Consider the following 19,863-nt stretch of genomic DNA (forward strand, 5'->3'; position numbering starts at 1 on the left):
GGCGGCTACCCCGTGCCCAGCAGCGTGGCGACGGCCGCGGTGCCGTCGGCGGTGCCGACCACCAGGACGATGTCGTCCGCCCGGAAGACGAAGTCCGGGCGCGGGCTGGCGATCACGTCGCCGCCGCGGACGACCGCCACGATCGACGCGCCGGTCCGGGTACGGGCCCGGGTGTCGCCGAGCGGCCGTCCGTCGTAGGGCGAACCGGCGGTGATCGGGACCTGCTCGCTGACCAGGCCCTCGACGTGGCGGTGCAGCTCGGTCAGCCGTTCGACGGCGCGCGCGGTGCCGAGGAGTTCGGCGGCCGCGCCGGCCTCCTCCGCGGTCAGCACGATCGTCGTGGCGGCGCAGTCGGGGTCGTCCCGGTCGAAGACGACCACGTCGCGGCGGCCACTGTGGTGGGACACGACCCCGAGGCGCCGGCCGCGGGCCGTCGTGAACACGTGCTGCAGGCCGATGCCCGGCAGGGAGGTGCGTTCGATCTCCACGAGAATCCTCTCTCAGGTTCGTCGTGCGGTAACGGATCTCACTGGTTGTAGGCCGCGTGGACCATCGCGAGCACGTTCGCGGTGATCAGTACGGCCAGCGCCGGCAGGCCGAGACTCGTGTCGTCACGGCGGAACATCGCGCCGAACAGCAGCGCACCGCCGGCCAGGAGGACGGCGATGGCGACGAGAAGGTAGGTCACTGTCGTTTCTCCACGTAGGGCGCCGGTGCGGACACCGGCGGTCCGCGGACCGGCGGTATGGCGTCGAAGTCCGCGGACGGAGGCATGGGCGAGGACGGGCGCGCCGTCACGCGGCGAGAGCACCCGTGTTCCGGGGAGTGGACACCCGGATACCCGCCGGCGACCGGCGGTCGGCTCGTGGCCGTCCGGTTACGCCGACGTGGCGGGAACGGCGATCGGGGGAGCCCGGCCGCCCCGCGCCGGCCGGTCACCCGACGGCTTACGGGAAGAAGCCCGGTGCGGCCCACGCCACCAGACGGGCCGCCCCGCGGAGATCGACGTGCCCTTCGGGTCGGCCGCCCTGAGGGGTGCCTTGTCGGCCTGCCGGTGCTCGCCGAGCCGGGGCTGGTGCCGGCCGTGCTCGGCGGCGCCGGCGGCACCCGCCGCCGGCACGGCGGCCACCGTCGAGGTCAGGGGAGCGGCGCCCGGAGCCGAAGAGGAGGTGGCGTCCAGGACGTGGCCGGAACCGAGCAACAGCAGCAGTGAGACGAGGATCGCCGGAACCAGCCGGCGCACCCGCTCACCGAACACCGTCACCCTCCCCTCACCCGTCGACACGAGACACCTCAGCTCGACCCTACCGGCAGCCCGGTGCACCGGGCGAAGATCATGGCTGTGGCCTCATCCTGGCCGTCTCGACGTAACCTCGGAGTAATCTGTCCCCTCAGTTGCCGATGAACGAGGTGCACCGGGATGAGCGTCCTCGCCCCTTTCTCTCACCGGGCGCTCTTGTACCGCGGTGAGCGGGAGTACCTCACCGGCACACTGCCCTTCGTGCGGAGCGGACTCGACGCCGGCGAGCCGGTGGCGGTGGCCGTCCCGGGCCGTCGGCTGGAGCTGTTGCGCGCGCGGCTCGGCGCCGCGGCGCAGCGGGTGCGCTTCGTCGACATGGGCGTGGCCGGACGCAACCCCGGCCGGATCATCCCCAAGGTCCTGCGCGACTTCGCCGACGCGCATCCTGGGCGGCGGGTGCGCATCGTCGGCGAGCCGATCTGGCGCGGCCGTTCGGCGGCGGAGTATCCCGCGTGCGCCCAGCACGAGGCGCTGATCAATCACGCGTTCGCCGGGCGTACGGCCACGATCATGTGCCCGTACGACGCGGAGGAGCTCGACCGGCGGGTGCTGGAGGACGCCGCCCGCACCCACCCGGTCCTCATCGAGCACGGCGCCGAGCGGCCGAGTCCCGACTTCGATCCGGAAAAGATCATTGAGGCGTACAACGACCTGGAGCCGCAGTCGGCGGACGCGGCCGCCCTCGACTTCGACGCCGACGCCCTGGGAGACGTGCGGGTGTTCGCGACGGCCGAGGCCGCCCGGCGCGGTCTCGCGGGCGACCGCCTTCTCGACCTGGAGCTGACCGTCAACGAGCTGGCGGCCAACTCCGTCGTGCACGGAGGCGGCCACGGGACCCTCCGGGTCTGGTCCCGCGCCGGACACGTGGTCTGCGAGATCAGCGACGCCGGACGGCTGCGCGACCCGCTGGCCGGGCGACGCCCGGTCGGCCCGGACGCCCACGGTGGACGCGGCCTGCTGCTGGTCAACCAGATCTCCGACCTGGTCCGCATGTCCCGTACGGCCGACGGCACACGCATCCAGGTCCACTTCGCCGTCGGTTCCTGACCGCCCCGAAATCCGCCGGCGCACGCAGGCCGGCGAGCTCGGCCGGGGGCGCGGGCCCTGCCGTGACGGGCGATCGGGATCGGCTCCCGATCGCCCACCCGGAATCACCTGATCCGGGGCCGCCGGTCGCACCCGGCCGCGCGCAGGCGACCGCGTCGTGCGACTGACGATAAATGCGCCATCGCATTCCGAATCGACCGCAATGCGCGGTCTCTTACTACTGTGCTGGTAACGGACTGTAGCGTCAAGAGTGCAAACGGTAAACAATCGTTCAGCGCCCCCATTCGGCCGAATCCGGGGTGCACCACCCCCGGACCGGCGACATCGCCCCGCAGCCGACGCATCGTCAACGGCGTCGGCGAGAGGCGGTCACCCGTGGGCCGGCCCGCGTCACCGGCCCGCGTCGGTCGCGGGCAGGGCCAGGGCCGTCACTTCTTGTCGCGGCCGATCACCTTGCGGACCACGTCGCGCGTCCGGTCGGCGGCGGAGGCGAACGTGCCGATCAGGATGTTCTTGGTGGCGGACTCCACGCCGGGATGCGGGTGGGTGGGCGCCGCCGCCTCCGCGGCCTTGATCGCCGCGGCGAGGCCGCGCAACTCCGGGCCGCCCATCTCCCGCAGCTTGGTGAACTCCTCGCGTTCCTCGTGCTCGGCGTGGTCGATGACGGACTTGCGGAACTCGGTGAACAGCGGTTCGAAGCCCGCCGCCGAGGTGCCCATCTTCTCCAGGGCCTGCAGGACCCGCTTGCCCTCGTTCTCCTCCTGCAGCCGGGCGTCGATGATCCGGTCGCCGTCCGGGATGACCCGGCGGGCCAGTGGGTGGACGACCTCCTCCTCCGCCGTCTCGTGTACGGCCAGGAAGCGGCAGAGCTTCTCGAACGCCTCCTCGCGGGCATGGCCTCTGCTCTTGTCGACCTCGTCGAAGAGGCGGCGGATCTCCTGGTGCTGGTGGATCAGCAGGTCGATCGCGTCCTTCTCCGGCATCGTCTCAGGTCGCTGACTCATCGCGCGTTCCTTCCCCCTGGTGTCTCCCCGTATGTGCCTATTGCGACATTGCCGGTGCTGACCTGCTTAAACGCTCGTCCGATCGGTGCCGCTCCACCCGGAAAAGGGGGACTCTGCGCGCGGCCACTTTCTTCGATCATGCCGGTGGGACGACCCTGGTTTTGATCAACGATCTCTAGCCTGATCTCCAGAATGGTCACGGACGGTGACGTCCCGTCGCGTGGCCGTCGTTGGAGTCCGGAAGGCGTGCCATGCCTTGCACCAGGAGATACGTCCTCGGAGACCGGTGGCCGTGCCGCCGTGGCTGAGGGCGGCCGGCGCGGCCCTCGTGGCGCTCGCGCTGGCCGACGTGCTGAGCGTGGCGCTCGGCCGGTACGCCCTGCGGCACGGCCTCATCGACTGGCCGGACGTGCGCAAGGCGCACACGCGACCGACCCCGTACCTCGGCGGCGTCGCGATCGCCGTCGGCACGCTGGCCTCGGCCACGGTCGCGATCTCCCATTGGGATCGGCGGATCGCGGCCGTCGTCCTCGCCGGCGTCGTCGTCGCCCTCGTCGGCCTGTTCGACGATCTGCGGCCGGCCCATCCGGCGTTCCGGCTGGTCGTGGAGGGCGTCGCCGCCACGGCGGTGGTCCTGGCCGGGGCGCGCGTCGGCCTCTTCGGGCACTGGCTGGACCCCGTGGTCACGGTGGCGTGGATCGTCGTGCTCACCAACTCCTTCAACCTCCTGGACAACATGGACGGTGCGGCGGCGGCGGTCGCCGTCGGCAGCGCCTGCCCCATCGCCGCGGCGGCCTACCTGGAGGGCCAGGGCGGCCTGGCCCTGCTGCTGATGTCGCTGTCGGCGGCGTGCCTGGGCTTCCTCGTGCACAACTGGGCGCCCGCCCGGATGTTCATGGGCGACTCCGGTTCGCTGTTCATCGGCTTCGTTCTGGCGACGGCCACCGTCCTGGTGCGGGTGCCCGGCGGACCCACGGCCAGGCCGGCGGAGCTCTTGCTGTTCACCTTCGTCGCCACCGTCGACACCTGCCTGGTGGTGATCGCGCGTCCCCGTGCCGGGCTGTCCTGCTTCACGGCCGGCACCGACCACGCGTCCCACCGGTTGCAGGCGATGGGGCTCACCGTCCGCCAGGTCGGCCTGGCCCTGTTCGCTCTCGCGGTCGCGGCGGGGCTGTGCGGGGTCGGCGTGGCCACCGCGTGGTTGCCCGGGGCCGCCACGCTCGCGACGGCGGCCGTCGGGGCCGCCGCGCTGATCGTGCTCCTGTTGAACGTCCCGGTGTACGCCGCCCGGCCCGGCGTGCCGAAGCCCGCCTCCGCCCTCGAGACGGCGGACTCGCCGACGGGGGCTCACCCCATCTCCCCGCCGAAGCTCCGTGTCGTTCCCGACGCGCCGAAAAAGCAGGTGGAAAATGCGCTCGAACAGCATTGACGCCGACCGACCCGCGAGGTGACTCCGAGAATGGACATCAGTTACCAGGAGACCCAAGACCGTCTCGCGAACCGCATCCGCGCCCACAAACTCTTCGGGAACTTCGAGATCGGTGATTGGATCGACGCCTTTCTCGCCCGGAGCCGGCCGCGCCACGTCCTCGACCTCGGGTGCGGGGACGGCAACCACCTCGGGCTCTTCCTGCGGCACGTCGGCGAGGGCGGCACCGTGACCGGGATCGATCGCGATGGCGGACTGATCGAGCGGGCGAGCGGGCGCCATCCGGACGCCGGCAACCTCGCCCTGCACGTCGGGTCGATGGACGACAAGCTGCCGTTCGCCGATGGCTCCTTCGACCTGTGCATGGCGAACTTCTCGATCTACAACGCCCGCGACGCCGACTTCACGCTGCGCGAACTGCACCGGGTCCTGGTGGCCGGCGGCGAACTGGTGATGGTCGGTCCCGCGCCGGGCAACGTCATGGAGCTGTACGAATTCAACGAGAAGGCGACCGGTCGCCGGGTCGACGAGAAGACGCTGCGGCGTACGGAGCGCATCGTCAAGGAATTCCTGCCGTGCTCGTTGCAGATCTTCGGCCGGATCCGGGCGGAAGTCCTCAATTCAGTCCTCACCTTCCCGGATCGGGAGGAGTTTCTCCGCTATTTCTGTTCGACGCTCCTCTATGAGGAGATCGCCGAACGTGAGGGGTACTCGCTCGACGAGCTCAAGGCCTACTGCCCGGCGAGCGGCGAGATGCACGTGTCGAAGGAAATGGTCGCCGTGCTGGCGACGCGATGATCCCGGCGGAAGGCGAGTGGCACATGACCATCGACTGGGCGGACCAGCGGCTCCTCGTGGTCGCTCCCCATCCCGACGACGAGCTCCTGGGCTGCGGCGCGCTCATGAGCCGGGTGAAACGCGCCGGGGGCGAGGTGTTCGTCCTCTTCGTCACCGTGGGCGACACGCGTGACTTCTCGCGGACGGGCCGTTCGACCGGCCTCGAACGCGAGCGGGAGATCGACGACGTCGCGAAGTACGTCAACCTGGACGGTCACCACCTGGCACTGCCGGGTGAGGAGTTCCACCTCAGGCTCGACCAGCTGCCCCAGCAGCGCCTGATCGACCTCATCGAGCGCGACGGCCCGCTCGCCGTCTCCCAGATCCGTCCGTCCGTCGTCCTGATCCCCGAGGCCGGCAGCTACAACCAGGACCACCGGGCCGTCGCCGCCGCGGCGATCACCGCGCTGCGGCCGGGCCCCAGGCGGGACCGTCACCAGCCGGACCTGATCCTCATGTACGAGGAGGTGGCCGACGGCTGGAGCGCCGAGACGGTCTCGCCCCGGAACTTCCACGTCGTCGTCGAGCCGGTCGACCTCGACCGCAAGATCGAGGGGCTCCGCCGCTACACGAGCCAGTGGCGCACGCACCCGAACACGCGGTCGGAGGAGGCGCTCCGCGCGCTCGCCGTGATCCGCGGCGCGCAGTGCGGCGAGCCGCTGGCCGAGGCGTTCCACTGCCTGCGCTGGAAGGGCTGACGCCCCGTCGCGGCAGGTCCATGAATGGACCGGGCACGGACCGTACGGCCTCGGCGGGGCTCAGTGCGGATTGACGGCGAGCAGCTCGCTGAGCAGGTCGTCGAGGCTGACGATGCCGAGGAACGGGTCGCCGGGCGTTGCGACGAGCGCGAGCTGGGCCCGCGCCCGCCGCAGCCGGCTCACGGCGGCCAGCACCGTGGTGCCCGGCGTCAGCGTGGGCAGCGGATAGGTCATGTCCGCGGCGGTCCGGCCGGTGGCCGCGCGGGGGAGGGCGTCGCGTACGTGCAGCAGGCCGAGGATCCCGGCTCGGCCGTCCCGTACGAGCAGGCGGGTGTGGCCGCTCGACGCGGACGCCCGCCGGATCTCCTCGGGGACGGCGTCGGCGGGGACCACCGTCACCTGCTCGGCGGGCACGACCAGGTGGTCGATGCCCGCGTGCCGGGTGGTGATGGCCCGGCCCAGCAGGTCGTGCTCGGCATGGTCGATCAGCCCCAGCCGGCGCGACTCGCCGATCAGGTGGGACAGCCGTTGCGGGTCGGCCGGCGCCTCCCCCTCCTCCCGCGGCCGTACGCCGACGAGCCGGAGCAGGCCGTTGGTCACCCCGTTGAGGGCGGCCAGCAGGGGCCGCGACAGCCGCGCGAACCCGCGGAACGGGACCGCGAGGACCAGAGCGGAACGCTCGGGATGCGCGATCGCCCAGGACTTCGGCGCCATCTCGCCGACGACCATGTGCAGGAAGGTCACCACGCCCAGCGCCAGCGTGAACGCCACCGCGTGCCCGGCCGCCTCGGGAACGCCGACGGCCGCCAGCGGCGCGTCGAGCACGGACTCGAAGGCCGGCTCGGTGACGACGCCCAGCCCCAGCGAGCACATCGTGATGCCCAGCTGAGCCCCGGCCAGCATCAGCGACAGCTCGTCGATCCCGGCGACGGCCGCCCGCGCCGCCGTACCGCCGCGCGCGGCGGCCCGCTCGAGCCGGGGACGTTTCGCGGCGACGAGGGCGAACTCCGAGGCGACGAAGAAGGCGTTGCCGGCCAGCAGCGCGAGCGTGACCAGCGCGGAGGTCAGCGGGTCCACGAGACCTCCCCGTCGGGCGCGGCGGCGGCGACTGGAAGGGCCCGCAGCCGTACGGTCCGGGCGACGCGGCGGCGCACCGCGAGGACCTCGATCTCGGCGCGTCCCGGCGGACCGTACCCGGGGTCGAGCTCCACCTCGATCCGGTCGCCGGCGCGCGGCAGCCGGTGGAGGTGGGTCATGACCAGCCCGCTGAGGCTGTCGTAGGCGACGTCGGCGGGCAGCGCCAACCCCGTCAGGTCGCGGGCCTGCGCGATCCGCGTCGAGGCGTTCAGCACCCAGACCCCCTCGCCGCGCGTCGGGTCCGCCTCCGCGGCGTCGTTCTCGTCGGCGATCTCACCCACGAGCTCCTCGGCGATGTCCTCGAAGGTGAGGATCCCGGCCAGGCCGCCGTACTCGTCGACGACGGCGGCGAACTCCTGACGGGCCTCCCGCATCCGCGCCGTCACCTCATGGACCTCGAGCGTGTCCGGGACGAGCAGCGCCGGGCGCATCATCGTCTCCACCCTGCGGTCCTGGTCGTCGGCGGCGTCGAGGGCGGCGAGCTCGCGGACGCCGACGACGCCGACCACGTCGTCGATGTCGCCTCCCCAGACCGGATAGTCGGTGTGGCCGGCTCTGGCGACGAGGTCGGTCAGCTCTTCCACGGTCGTGGTCCGCGGGACGGCGACGACGTCGGGACGCGGCACCATGACCTCGGCCGCGGTGCGCTCCCGGAAGGTCAGCGCGCGCTGGAGCAGGTCGGACAGGTCCGGCGGCAGGTGGCCCGCGCGCCGGGACTCGCCGATGATGTCGCCGAGCTCCTCCAGGGTCGCGCCATGGTGCAGCTCCTCCACCGGCTCGACGCCGAACAAGCGCACCAGCCGGGCCGCGGTGGTGTCGAACAGCCGGATCACCGGGCCGGCGACGGCCAGGTAGGCGAGCGTCGAGGCGGCCAGGGCCTTGGCGACCGGTTCGGCGCGGGCCAGCGACAGGTTCTTGGGCAGCAGTTCGCCGAGCACCATCTGGATCACGGTCGCCAGCAGGAACCCCGCGACGATCGCGACGCCGTCGGCCCCGCCGCCGGACAGGCCCAGGTGCTCCAGCGCCGGGGCGATCAGCGCGGACATGGCGGGTTCGGCGATGAAGCCGACGATCAGGGCGGTGACCGTGATGCCCAGCTGGGCACCGGACAACATGAACGAGAGCCGGCTCATCACGGTCAGGGCCCGGGCGGCCCGCTTGTCGCCGTGCTCGGCCTCCGCGCTGAGCGCGGCCCGGTCGGCGGAGACGAAGGCGAACTCCTGGGCCACGAAGTAACCGGTCGCGGCCGTCAGCGCCAGGATGGCGACGACGCCGGCCAGGGCGCTCACCACCGTGGTGCCCCCGGACTGGAAGGGTCCGACGCCGCGGACACCACATCCCCCCTCATCGATCGATCCTCAATACGCCAACGACCCGGGTCCGCCCCGATGTTCCCCCGAAGCGATCAACCTCAAGGGAACCTCAAACCTCTTCCCGGAGGTGCTCCGTAGTGGCATCGTCCTGTCCAGGGGACGCGGAGCAGGCAGGACTCGCTCCCGACACGCCGATGTAACGAGCTGGAAACGTGTGTGCCATGTGCTTGACATGACTTCTCGCGCGGTGGCAATTTGAACGATCAAATCGCCACGGTTATGACGGAAACTTCCGAATCCGACGCGAGGGAGAGGCATGAGCGGCCGAAACGCGAACGGAGTCACGATCTCCGATGTCGCCGCGGCCGCCGGTGTCTCGCGCCAAACCGTATCGAACGTACTCAACGCGCCCGCACGGGTGGCGCCCGAGACGGCCGAGCGCGTGCGGCAGGCCATCGAGCTGCTCGGCTACCGTCCGAACCGCGCCGCGCAGAACCTGCGCGAGCGCGCCAGCCGGTGCATCGGACTGAAGATCGCTGCGCCGATCGGCGTGAGCAACTTCCTGGACCGCTTCCTCTACGCCCTCACGTCGGCGGCCGGGGCGGCCGGCTACCACCTCCTGCTGTTCGCCCCGACGGCCGTGGACGAGGAACTCGCCGTGTACGAGGACCTGATCCGCACCGGCACGGTCGACGGCTTCGTGCTGGCGGACGTGTCGGCCAGGGACCGGCGGCTGCCGTGGTTCGCCGAGCGCCGCATCCCCTTCGTCTGCTTCGGCCGGCCCTGGGGACAGGAGAACGGGCCGTACACCTGGGTGGACGTCGACGGGGCGTACGGCATCGAGCAGGCCGTCGACCACCTCGTCGCGCACGGGCATCAACGGATCGCCTATCTCGGCTGGCCGGAGGGCACCGGGTTCGGCGACGAGCGGCGGAAGGGCTGGCTGCGGGCCATGGAACGGCACGGCCTGCCGGCCGACGGCCTGATCGGCGTGTGCGCCGAGGGCGTCGCCGTCGCCGCCGAGGCGGCCGAGCGGCTCATGCGCTCGCCCACGCCGCCGACCGCCTTCGTGTGCGGCAGCGACACCCACGCGGTCGGGGCCAGGCTCGCCGGCGGCCTGGACGCGGACGGCCGCCCGCAGGTCGAGGTCGTCGGCTTCGACGACTCACCGGCCGCGACTTTGATCTCGCCCCGGATGTCGAGCATCCGGCAGCCGCTCGACGAGGTCGCGCACCGCGTCGTCGGCCTGCTCAAGGCCCGGGTCCAGGGCAGTGATTCCCCGCCAGAGGGGGTGATGTTGCGTCCAGAGCTCGTGGCGCGGGAGTTACGAAGACCGACATCCGACCCCTGAAGTGAACAACCCCGAGGATGGAGTACAGGTGGCATCCATATCGAAGATGGCCCGCTGGGCCGTCGTCGCGACGAGCGTCGCGATGATGGCCGCCGCATGCGGCGGTAGCAAGAGCGACGACAAGGGCTCCAAGGACGCCGGTGCGCTGAGCGGCCGCGGGCCGATCACGCTGGCGACCGGTAAGGACACGTCGGGCAACCTGCAGAACCTGGTCAACGCCTGGAACCAGCAGCACCCGAAGGAGCAGGCCCGGATCGTCGAGCTGCCCGAGGACGCGGACGCGCAGCGGCAGCAGATGGTGCAGAACGCCCAGACCAAGTCCAACGCGTACAGCGTGCTGAACCTGGACGTCGTGTGGACGGCGGAGTTCGCCGCCAACCAGTGGGTCTCGCAGCTGCCGAAGACCCAGTTCGACCTGACGAAGTTCCTCCCGTCGGCGACCAAGACCGCCGAGTACCGGAACAACCTGTACGCCGCGCCCTGGAAGACCGACTCCGGGCTGCTCTACTACCGCAAGGACCTGCTCGACAAGGCGGGCATCACGGCGCCGCCGAAGACCTGGGCGGAGATGCAGCAGGACTGCGCCAAGCTCAAGGGCAACAACTGCTACGCCGGCCAGTTCGAGAAGTACGAGGGCCTGACGGTCAACTTCTCCGAGGCCGTCGAGAGCGCGGGCGGCGTGGTCGTCGGCGAGGACGGCAAGCCGAACGTCAACACCCCGCAGGCCAAGCAGGGCCTGAACTTCCTCGTCCAGGGCTTCAAGAGCGGGATGATCCCCAAGGAGGCCATCAGCTACAAGGAGGAGGAGTCCCGCCGCGCGTTCGAGAAGGGCAACCTGGTCTTCCTCCGCAACTGGCCGTACCAGTACGCCCTGTCCAACAAGAAGGGTGACTCCAAGGTCGTCGGCAAGTTCGCCGTCGCCCCGCTGCCCGGTCTGAACGGCCCTGGCTCGCCGACCCTCGGCGGCCACAACCTGGCGATCTCCAAGTTCGCCCAGAACAAGGCCACCGCGCTGGACTTCATCAAGTACCTCACCAGCGAGCAGACCGAGCGCGCCAACCTCATCGCGTCCTCCGAGGCGCCGACCCTGGCCTCGCTGTACGACGACCCGGAGCTGCAGAAGAAGTTCCCGTACCTGCAGACGCTCAAGGCGTCCCTCCAGAACGCCAAGCCCCGGCCGCAGGCCGTGCGGTACGGCGACGTGACGACCGCGATCCAGGAGGCCGCCTACTCGGCCCTCACCGGCAAGTCGACCGCCGACCAGGCGCTGGCCGACCTGCAGACCAAGCTCGGACAGCTGATCACGCCGTAGCGGCGTCCCGTGGCGGGACGCGCGGCGTCCCGCCACGGACCCCTAGGAGGGCTCCATGACCACTACGACCGCCGAACCGGCAGCCGCGGCGCCGGTAAAGCAGAACAAGCGCGACGTCCAAGGCTCGGGTCGCCTGGCCGCCGTGCTGCTTTCGCCGACCTTCCTGGTCCTCGCCCTGGTCGTCGGCTACCCCATCGTCGAGGCGCTTCGCGAGTCGCTGTACCAGAAGAACCAGGGCCTCGACGCCAACGGCTTCGTCGTCAACGGCGACAAGTTCGTCGGCCTCAAGAACTACACCGACATCTTCACCGGCGTGAAGTCCGACGCCTTCTGGAACGCGTTCTGGAACACCACGTTCTTCACCGTCACCAGCGTGATCATCGAGGTCGTGCTCGGCATCGCGATGGCGCTGATCATGCACCGGGCGTTCCGCGGCCGGGCCTTCGTCCGGGCGAGCATCCTCGTGCCCTGGGCGATCCCGACGGCCGTGTCCGCGCTGCTGTGGCGCTGGGTCTTCCAGGCCGACGGCGTGGCCAACGCGATCATCGGCCACCAGATCCTGTGGACCACCGAGGGCTTCCACGCGAAGATCGCCGTCATCATCGCCGACACGTGGAAGACCGCGCCGTTCGTCGGCCTGCTCGCCCTCGCCGGCCTCCAGTTGATCCCCGCCGAGGTGTACGAGGCCGCCAAGGTGGACGGGGCGACCGCGTGGCGCACCTTCATCAAGATCACCCTGCCGCTGATCAAGCCGGTGCTGCTCGTCGCCGTGCTGTTCCGGCTGCTCGACGTGCTGCGGATGTTCGACCTGCCGTTCGTGCTCATCGGCGCGCACAAGGACTCGGTGAACACCCTGTCCATGCTCGCCTACGACGAGGCGAACAACCTGCGGTACGGTCCCGCGGCCGCGTTCGCCACGATCCTGTTCGTTTACGTCGTGGTCATCGCGTACGCCTTCGTGAAGCTGCTCGGCGCCGACATCATCGGTGACGCGCGGTCGCGTAAGTCCTCGACGTCCAAGCGCGCCAAGAAGGGGGCGCGTGCCGCCCGGGAGGTAACGGCATGACCGCCATTTCCACCACGAAGTCGAGGTCCGCCGGACGCGACCCCGTCAGCCTGCGGAAGGTGCTCTCGTACCTCGGCATGATCGTCGTGGCGCTCTACTGTCTGGCGCCGTTCTACTGGATGGTCGTGTCGGCGTTCCGGCGGCCCGAGGACCAGTTCGACAACTCGCCGATCCCCGCCCCGTTCTCGATCAAGAACTTCACGGCGGTGTTCAAGCCCGACGTCGGGTTCGGGCGGGCGCTGCTGAACAGCCTCGTCGTCGCGGGCTCGACGACGGTGCTCACGCTGGTCGTCGGAACGTTCACCGCGTACGCGCTGGCCCGGCTGGACTTCCGGTTCAAGAACATTACGCTCGGCATCATCGTCGCGACGTCGATGTTCCCGACGATCTCCCTGCTCGTCCCGCTGCTGCACCTGTTCACCGACATCAAGTGGATCAACACCTACCAGGCGATGATCCTGCCGAGCCTGTCGTTCGCGCTGCCGCTGGCGGTCTGGAACCTCACCGCGTTCTTCCGGCAGATGCCGTTCGAGCTGGAATACGCGGCGATGGTCGACGGATGCACGCGCGGTCAGGCCTTCCGGAAGATCATCGTTCCGCTCGCGGCACCGGGTGTGTTCACCACCGCGATCATCGCGTTCATCGCCGCGTGGAACGAGTTCATGATCGCGCTGAGCATGGTGAACAAGAAGGAGATGCAGACGGCCACCGTGTCGATCTCCAAGTTCACCGGGGCGTACGGGTTCGACCAGCCGTTCGGCACGCAGATGGCGGCCGGCGTGCTCGTCACCGTGCCGCTCGTCATCGTCGTGCTGATCCTCCAGCGCCGCATCATCGCCGGTCTCACCTCCGGCGGCGTCAAGTAACGCGACGCCGTCCCCTCACCCCCGAAGGGAAACCGTGCACGTCAACGCCCCCTGGTGGCGCAGCGCCGTCATCTACCAGATTTACATTCGCAGCTTCGCCGACGCGAACGGTGACGGGATCGGTGATATCGCCGGAATTCGGTCCCGGTTGCCGTACCTGCGCGACCTTGGCGTCGACGCCGTCTGGATCACGCCGTGGTACCCGTCGCCGATGGCCGACGGCGGGTACGACGTGGCGGACTACACCGATATCGACCCGATGTTCGGGACCCTGGCCGACGCGGACGCCCTGATCGGCGACGCGCACGACCACGGTCTCAAGGTGATCATCGATATCGTTCCCAACCACACCTCCGACCGGCACACCTGGTTCCAGGCCGCGCTCGCGGCCGGCCCGGGCAGCCCCGAGCGCGACCGGTACGTCTTCCGTGCCGGTCGCGGGGCCGACGGCGAGCTGCCGCCGAACGACTGGCGAAGCACGTTCGGCGGCGCCGCCTGGACCCGGGTGCCGGACGGGGAGTGGTACCTCCACCTGTTCGCCCCCGAACAGCCGGACCTGAACTGGGAGAACCCCGAGGTCCGCGCGGAGTTCGAGCGGGTGCTGGCGTTCTGGTTCGACCGCGGCGTCGATGGCTTCCGCATCGACGTCGCGCACGGCCTGATCAAGCAGGACGGCCTGCCGGACCTCGGCGGCGAGGAGGAGGACGTCCTCGAGCCGACCAAGCGTCTCGACCACCCGCACTGGGACCGCGACGGAGTCCACGAGATCTACCGAGGCTGGCGGCGGGTGGCCGACCGTTACGACGGCGACCGCACGTTCGTGGCGGAAGCGTGGGTGGGGAGCCCGGAGCGGCTGGCCCGGTACGTCCGCCCCGACGAGCTGCACACCGCCTTCAACTTCGACTACCTGCGCGCCTCCTGGGACGCCGCGAACCTGCGCTCCGTCATCGACGGGAGCCTGGCCGCCCTGGCCCTGGAGGACGCGCCGGCCACCTGGGTGCTGTCCAATCACGACGTGGTCCGCCACGTCACGCGGTACGGCCGGAACGACACCGGCGGGCGCGGCCCGCAGGGCGACGTCGAGGAGCCCGTCGACCTGGAGCTCGGCACCCGCCGGGCCCGCGCCGCGGCGATGCTCATGCTGGCCCTGCCCGGCGGCGCGTACGTCTACCAGGGGGAGGAACTCGGCCTTCCCGAAGTCGAGGACCTGCCCGAGTCGGCTTTGCAGGACCCGGTTTGGGAACGTTCCGGTCACACATCCCGTGGCCGCGACGGCTGCCGGGTGCCGATTCCGTGGTCCGGTGACGGCGAGCCGTACGGATTCGGCCCCGACGGGAGCACGCCGTGGCTGCCGCAGCCGGAGTCCTGGAAGGGCTACTCCGCCGAGGCGGAGGCCGGCGACCCGGCCTCCATGCTCGAGCTCTACCGGTCCGCGTTGCGGCTCCGGCACGAGCGCGCCGCCCTCGGCGAGGGTGACCTGACCTGGGACGACGACGCTCCGGAGGGTGTGCTGCGGTTCACCCGCGCCCCGGGCTTCGCCTGCGTCGTCAACCTGTCCGGCACGCCGTACCAGCTGTCCGCCGACGCCGAGGTGCTGCTGGCCAGCGGCCCCCTCGACGGCGGCCTGCTGCCCACGGACACCGCCGCCTGGCTGGCCGTCTCCGAATGAGCGGTGGGCGGCCCGCCGACCGGTGGGCCGCCCACCGGAACGGCCGTCCGGCCACGGCCGTGCCGAATCCCATGCACGTCTCGGGGGCCGTACGAGAGGTGATGCTGATGCGAAAACACGTTCTCAGACCCGTCTCCACTGCCACTGCCGCACTGCTCCTGATCGCCGGGACCGTCGCCGCGCGGCCCGCCCCGGTCCGCGCTGCGACGAGCTCCGGCGCGTCGGCCGTTCCGGCCGAACTGTCGGAGACGACCCGGCTGCCGGACCGGCGGTCCGTCGTCGTCGGCGACCGGTTCTACTCGATGTCCACCGAGGACGGGCTCTACCCGGCGGCGGGCTGGCACACGAACGGAGAGATGGGCGGGCTCTGGACCCCGCCGCTGAAACTGCTCGACGGCATCTGGTTCGGCCTGGACGGCGCGTGGCTCGGCAAGCAGGCCGCGGCCGAGCGGTTCACCGCCGGGCACGGCTACACCCGGATCGCCTACCGCGCGGCGGACGGCGTCCAGGCCGAGCGCACGGACGTCGCGCCCGACGGCGTACGGGCCGGGCTCATCGGCATCACCCTCAGCTCCGCGTCCCGCAAGACCGTACGCCTCGACGTGGACGCGCACTCGGAGCTGATGACCGCCTACCCGTGGGGCTGGACGACGCCCGACCAGCAGGCGAACAACCTCCCGGACACCGGCGCGTACGAGAACGGCGGGCTGGTCTTCCGCGAGCAGGGCACCCCGAACGTCCCCAACGCGCCCCGGCACGACTACGCCGCGCTGGTCGCCGCCGACCGCACGCCGGTCGGGCACCAGCTCGGCCCGGACCATCGCGGGCCGCAGGACCCGGCCGTCGTCTGCCCCGCGAGCGGCGACCAGCCCAAGCGCTGTGACGACACGGCGTTCGGCAAGGGCACCGGCGGGCGGCTCTCGTACGACGTGACCGTCCCGGCGGGCGGCAAGGCCACCGTCTGGCTCGCGGTCGCGGGCTCCGACCACGGCATGTCCGAGGCGAACGGCGCGCTGCGCACCGCGCTGAAGAACCCGGCCGGGCTGCTCGCCCGGAAGGTCGCCGCACGCCGCGCCGTCGCCGCGAACACCGTCGTCGACCTGCCCGGCGACCGGCTCCTGCAGCAGAGCGTCGAGTGGAGCAAGCAGAACCTCGCCGACTCCGTGCAGGAGGCCCGCGACCTGCAGATGCGGGTCACCCACGAGGGCAAGGAATTTCCGGCGCCCAAGGGCACCGTCGCCAAGGCCCGCTGGCTCGGCGCCGGCTGGCCGGACTACCCGTGGCTGTTCGGCACCGACGGGGAGTACACCGCCTATGCGACCGTGGCGGCCGGACAGTTCTCCTCGATCGAGGACCACCTGCGGGCCGTCCGTGACACCAGCGACATCGTCAACGACCGCAGCGGCAAGGTGATCCACGAGGTCGTCTCGGACGGCTCGGTCTACTTCGGCGCGAACGGCGAGGCCGGCAACACCGACGAGACCGCGAAGTTCCCCAGCGCGGTCGCGCTGCTGTGGCGCTGGACCGGCGACCGGGCGTTCCTCGACTCGATGTACGACTTCACCAAGCGCAACATGCACTACATCGTGGAGAAGCTCGACGCCGACGGCGACGGCTGGCCCGAAGGGTCCGGCAACGTCGAGCGTGCCGGCATGGGCGTCGAGAAGCTGGACAACGCCGTGTACACCATCCGCGGTCTGCGGGACCTGGCCGACCTGGCCACCGCCGAGGGCGACGGCGCCACCGCCGCCTGGGCGGGCGGGCACGCCGACGCGCTGGAGAAGAAGTTCGAGGGAGCCTGGTGGTACGGCGGCGACACCGCCCAGTACGCCGACTCCATCGACAAGCCCGACGACCCGGCCAACGACAACACGAAGGTCTTCCAGCGGCACTGGATCGGCGTGACCCCGATGGACGCCGAGCTCGTCCGCCCCGGTCAGGTCACCCGTCCGCTCGCCGACGACCCGCACGCCCAGGCGGCGCTGGCCCGGCGCGAGCAGTCCTGCTACACCGGCACGACCGGGCTCTACCACACGGGCACCGGCCCGACCTCGGCCGACGGCGGGAACAAGGGACCGTCCTGTGACGGCGTCGTCTCGTCCGTGCAGAGCGACCGCGAGGTCTTCTCGCTCGGCAACGGGATCATGGCCGTCGCCGAGGGCAACTACGGCCGCCTCGCCCAGCAGCGGACGTACACCACCGACAACGCCCGGATCCAGCTCGACCCGTCGCTGCGGGAGATGCCGGGCGCCATGCCGGAGATCGCGCCGAGCCCCGACTTCGACCCGGCCAACATCGACCGTCCCCTGACCGGACGCTCGATGGTCCTGCAGGCATGGGGCGCGTACGGGAACCTGTGGCCGGTCGTCCACCAGCAGCTCGGCGTCTCCCCGGACATGGGCCGGGCGCGGCTGGAGGTCGTCCCGCAGGTGCCGCCGGGCCAGTCCCGCGTCGCGGGAAGCCACATCCGGGTCGGCGGCGGCACGGTCGACGTCACCGCCGAGGCCGCCGGGAAGTCGCTGCGCACCACCGTGACCGGCCGGGCCGCCAAGGCGAGCCTGCTGATCGGCCAGGTCCTGCCGGGCGGCGCGACGGTCGCGTCGGTGACCCTCGACGGGCGCGCCGTGAAGTACCAGGTCCGCAAGACCGCGCGCGGCACCGAGGTGGTCGCCGACGCCGGATCCGCAGGCGGCACCGCCGTGCTCGCCGTCACTCTCCGCTGAACCCGGGACGCCCCGCCCGGCCTCCCGGGCGGGGCGTCCCCTTCTCTGCTCACCCCGGAGTCACCGTGTCCCAGTCCTCCCTCCACGACCACCTGACCTGCGTGGCCGCGCCCGCCGTCTGGCTCTCCCCGCGCGGCGGGCAGCTGACCGGCGGCGCCGACGGGCTGTACGTCGCCGACCGCCGGGTCCTGTCACGGCTCGTGCTCACGCTCGATGGAGCCGAGCCCGAGCCGGTCGGCGCGACGCCGCTCGGGGCGGACGGCGCGCGGTTCACCGCGAAGCTCGGTGACCTGGCGGTCGAGCGGACCCGTACGGTCGGCCGCGACGGCGGCACCGAGGAGATCCGCGTCCGGAACGACGGAACCGAGCCGGTGACGGTGTCCGTCGCGGTCGAGGCGGCCGCCGACCTGGCCGAGGTCAGCGACGTCAAGGCCTGGCACGCAGGAGAACCGGGCCGGTCGGGCGACGGCGGAAGCCTTCGGCCGGATGAGACGCCGCTGCGCGACGGGACCGCGCACACCGGACCGGACGGCTACGCGGTGCTGCTGACCGGGCGCCTGCGGGCCGAGCCGGCGCTCGCGCCGGGGGAGGAGTTCACGACCACGCTGACCGTACGGGCGACGCCTCCGCCGGTGGAGGGGTTCCGGCCACTGGCGCCTAACACGCCGCCGCCGTGGTCGGCCGCGCCGCTCACCGTACGGTCCGAGGACCGGCGGCTGGACGCGCTGGTCGGCCAGGGGATCGCGGACCTCGGCGCGCTGCTGCTCGCCGACGAGAACGACCTGTACTGCGCGGCCGGCAACCCGTGGTACCTCACGCTGTTCGGCCGGGACTCCCTGTGGACCGCCCGGCTTTCGCTCCCGCTCGGATACGAGCTCGCCGCCGGGACGCTGCGGACCCTGGCCCGGCACCAGGGCGTCCGCCACGACCCGGAGACGGAGGAGGCGCCCGGCAAGATCCCGCACGAGCTGCGGCCCGTGCACGCCGCGGGCTGGCTGCCACCGGTGTACTACGGCACGGTCGACGCCACGCCGCTGTTCGTCACCACGCTCGCGGAGGCGTGGCGGTGGGGGATGCCCGCCGCCGAGGTCGAGGCGCTGCTGCCCGCCGCCGAGCGGGCGCTGGACTGGCTCGAAGGCTTCGGCGACGCCTTCCTGTCCTACACCGGGTCGCCGGACCGGCTCGTCAACCAGGGCTGGAAGGACTCCGTCGACGGCGTCCAGCACGCCGACGGCCGCCTGGCCGAGCCCCCGGTGGCCCTGTCGGAGGTGCAGGCGTACGCCTACCAGGCCGCCATGCTGGGCGCCGACCTGCTCGACGCGTTCGGCAGGCCGGGCGGCGAACGCCGCCGGGAGTGGGCGGCCGCCCTCGCGGAGCGGTTCCGGGCGCGGTTCTGGGTGGACGGGTATCCGGCGATCGCCCTGGACGGCCGAGGCGCGCCGGTGGACGGCCCGGCCTCCAACATGGGGCACCTTCTCGGCACCGGCCTGCTCACCTCGGCCGAGGAGGACCAGGTGGCGCCCCGGCTGGCCGAGCTGGACTCCGGCTGGGGGCTGCGGACACTGGGTACGGCCTCGGCGGGCTTCGACCCGCTGTCGTACCACCTGGGCTCGGTCTGGCCGCACGACACCGTGATCGCCGTACTCGGCCTGGTCCGGGCGGGTCACCACGACGTCGCCGCGAGCCTGGCGCGTGGCCTGATCGCCGCCGCGCCGAGCTTCGACTACCGGCTGCCCGAGCTGTTCGGCGGCCAGGACGCTCCGCCCGGCCACGGCTCTGACGACAGCCGCCGGACGGTCTCCCATTCCGGGCACAGCGGCCCGGCCGGCCGGACGGACGACGGCGAGCCGGTGGGCCCCGTGCCGTACGCCGCGGCATGCAGGCCCCAGGCGTGGGCCGCCGCGGTCTCGCCGGCCCTCGTCACCGCGCTCCTCGGACTGGACGTCGACGTGCCGTCCGGCCGGCTGGCGGTGTCACCGCTGAGTGACTTCGGCGCGCTGTCCGTGAGCAACGTGCGCGTCGGCGACGCGACCCTCTCGGTCGACGTCGACCCGCAGGGCGCCGTGTCGCTCATCGGCGTGCCGCCGGGCCTGACGCTGGAGCTTTGAAGC

17 protein-coding genes are annotated in these 19,863 nt (G+C 71.6%); 11 read left to right on the plus strand and 6 right to left on the minus strand.

All coding sequences use genetic code 11. The features are described from left to right. Positions 1 to 5: 5 nt before the first annotated feature. The 3 genes from ACYVF7_RS19735 to ACYVF7_RS19745 all read right to left on the minus strand — a co-directional run bounded on the left by ACYVF7_RS19735 (position 6) and on the right by ACYVF7_RS19745 (position 1,285). A complete protein-coding gene (locus tag ACYVF7_RS19735; RefSeq protein WP_460342376.1) occupies positions 6 to 488 on the minus strand; it encodes a cation:proton antiporter regulatory subunit in 483 nt (160 codons plus the stop codon). 38 nt (positions 489 to 526) lie between these two features. Then, positions 527 to 688 (minus strand): hypothetical protein, encoded by a 162-nt coding sequence (locus ACYVF7_RS19740; RefSeq protein WP_460342378.1) that lies wholly within the window; start codon positions 686 to 688, stop codon positions 527 to 529. 189 nt (positions 689 to 877) lie between these two features. Next, positions 878 to 1,285, minus strand: a complete 408-nt coding sequence (locus tag ACYVF7_RS19745) for a hypothetical protein (protein ID WP_460342380.1) — start codon at positions 1,283 to 1,285, stop codon at positions 878 to 880. 135 nt (positions 1,286 to 1,420) lie between these two features. On the opposite strand from ACYVF7_RS19745, the gene ACYVF7_RS19750 reads away from it, so the two are divergent. Further along, positions 1,421 to 2,347: an anti-sigma factor RsbA family regulatory protein gene (locus tag ACYVF7_RS19750; protein ID WP_460342382.1), complete on the plus strand. Its 927-nt coding sequence runs from the start codon at positions 1,421 to 1,423 to the stop codon at positions 2,345 to 2,347. Positions 2,348 to 2,775: 428 nt separating this feature from the next. Here ACYVF7_RS19750 and ACYVF7_RS19755 read toward each other — a convergent pair whose 3' ends face one another. Continuing rightward, the gene (locus tag ACYVF7_RS19755; protein WP_460342385.1) at positions 2,776 to 3,351 is read right to left on the minus strand and encodes a hemerythrin domain-containing protein; all 576 of its coding nucleotides are present in this window, start codon (positions 3,349 to 3,351) and stop codon (positions 2,776 to 2,778) included. Positions 3,352 to 3,637: 286 nt separating this feature from the next. Between ACYVF7_RS19755 and ACYVF7_RS19760 the strand changes: the two genes are divergently transcribed. Genes ACYVF7_RS19760 through ACYVF7_RS19770 form a run of 3 tightly spaced genes read left to right on the plus strand, consistent with a single transcriptional unit; the run spans position 3,638 to position 6,315 of the window. Next, positions 3,638 to 4,780, plus strand: coding sequence for an MraY family glycosyltransferase (locus tag ACYVF7_RS19760; protein WP_460342388.1), 1,143 nt, complete (start codon positions 3,638 to 3,640; stop codon positions 4,778 to 4,780). A 30-nt stretch (positions 4,781 to 4,810) separates the two neighbouring features. Continuing rightward, on the plus strand, positions 4,811 to 5,578 hold the full coding sequence (locus tag ACYVF7_RS19765) for a class I SAM-dependent methyltransferase (RefSeq protein WP_460342391.1): 768 nt from the start codon (positions 4,811 to 4,813) through the stop codon (positions 5,576 to 5,578). Between the two features lie 23 nt (positions 5,579 to 5,601). Continuing rightward, positions 5,602 to 6,315, plus strand: coding sequence for a PIG-L deacetylase family protein (locus tag ACYVF7_RS19770; RefSeq protein ID WP_460342394.1), 714 nt, complete (start codon positions 5,602 to 5,604; stop codon positions 6,313 to 6,315). Between the two features lie 60 nt (positions 6,316 to 6,375). On the opposite strand, the gene ACYVF7_RS19775 is transcribed toward ACYVF7_RS19770, so the two are convergent. Beyond that, entirely contained in the window at positions 6,376 to 7,392 is a 1,017-nt protein-coding gene (locus tag ACYVF7_RS19775; RefSeq protein ID WP_460342397.1) for a hemolysin family protein, read from the minus strand. Next, positions 7,380 to 8,741, minus strand: a complete 1,362-nt coding sequence (locus ACYVF7_RS19780; RefSeq protein WP_460342400.1) for a hemolysin family protein — start codon at positions 8,739 to 8,741, stop codon at positions 7,380 to 7,382. Before ACYVF7_RS19780 ends, ACYVF7_RS19775 begins: the two co-directional genes overlap by 13 nt. Positions 8,742 to 9,081: 340 nt before the next feature. On the opposite strand from ACYVF7_RS19780, the gene ACYVF7_RS19785 reads away from it, so the two are divergent. The 7 genes from ACYVF7_RS19785 to ACYVF7_RS19815 all read left to right on the plus strand — a co-directional run bounded on the left by ACYVF7_RS19785 (position 9,082) and on the right by ACYVF7_RS19815 (position 19,860). After that, positions 9,082 to 10,116, plus strand: coding sequence for a LacI family DNA-binding transcriptional regulator (locus ACYVF7_RS19785; protein ID WP_460342403.1), 1,035 nt, complete (start codon positions 9,082 to 9,084; stop codon positions 10,114 to 10,116). Between the two features lie 28 nt (positions 10,117 to 10,144). Then, positions 10,145 to 11,428 (plus strand): ABC transporter substrate-binding protein, encoded by a 1,284-nt coding sequence (locus ACYVF7_RS19790; protein WP_460342406.1) that lies wholly within the window; start codon positions 10,145 to 10,147, stop codon positions 11,426 to 11,428. Positions 11,429 to 11,483: 55 nt separating this feature from the next. After that, a complete protein-coding gene (locus ACYVF7_RS19795; protein WP_460342409.1) occupies positions 11,484 to 12,494 on the plus strand; it encodes a carbohydrate ABC transporter permease in 1,011 nt (336 codons plus the stop codon). Further along, positions 12,491 to 13,360 (plus strand): carbohydrate ABC transporter permease, encoded by an 870-nt coding sequence (locus tag ACYVF7_RS19800; protein ID WP_460342412.1) that lies wholly within the window; start codon positions 12,491 to 12,493, stop codon positions 13,358 to 13,360. The genes ACYVF7_RS19795 and ACYVF7_RS19800 overlap by 4 nt, the downstream gene beginning before the upstream one ends. A gap of 34 nt (positions 13,361 to 13,394) precedes the next feature. Next, positions 13,395 to 15,029, plus strand: coding sequence for a glycoside hydrolase family 13 protein (locus tag ACYVF7_RS19805; RefSeq protein WP_460342415.1), 1,635 nt, complete (start codon positions 13,395 to 13,397; stop codon positions 15,027 to 15,029). Positions 15,030 to 15,136: 107 nt separating this feature from the next. Further along, a complete protein-coding gene (locus ACYVF7_RS19810; RefSeq protein ID WP_460342418.1) occupies positions 15,137 to 17,752 on the plus strand; it encodes a glucosidase family protein in 2,616 nt (871 codons plus the stop codon). Between the two features lie 65 nt (positions 17,753 to 17,817). Beyond that, a complete protein-coding gene (locus tag ACYVF7_RS19815) occupies positions 17,818 to 19,860 on the plus strand; it encodes a glycogen debranching N-terminal domain-containing protein (RefSeq protein ID WP_460342421.1) in 2,043 nt (680 codons plus the stop codon). Positions 19,861 to 19,863 lie beyond the last annotated feature (3 nt).

Source organism: Actinoallomurus acanthiterrae (genome assembly GCF_054775715.1).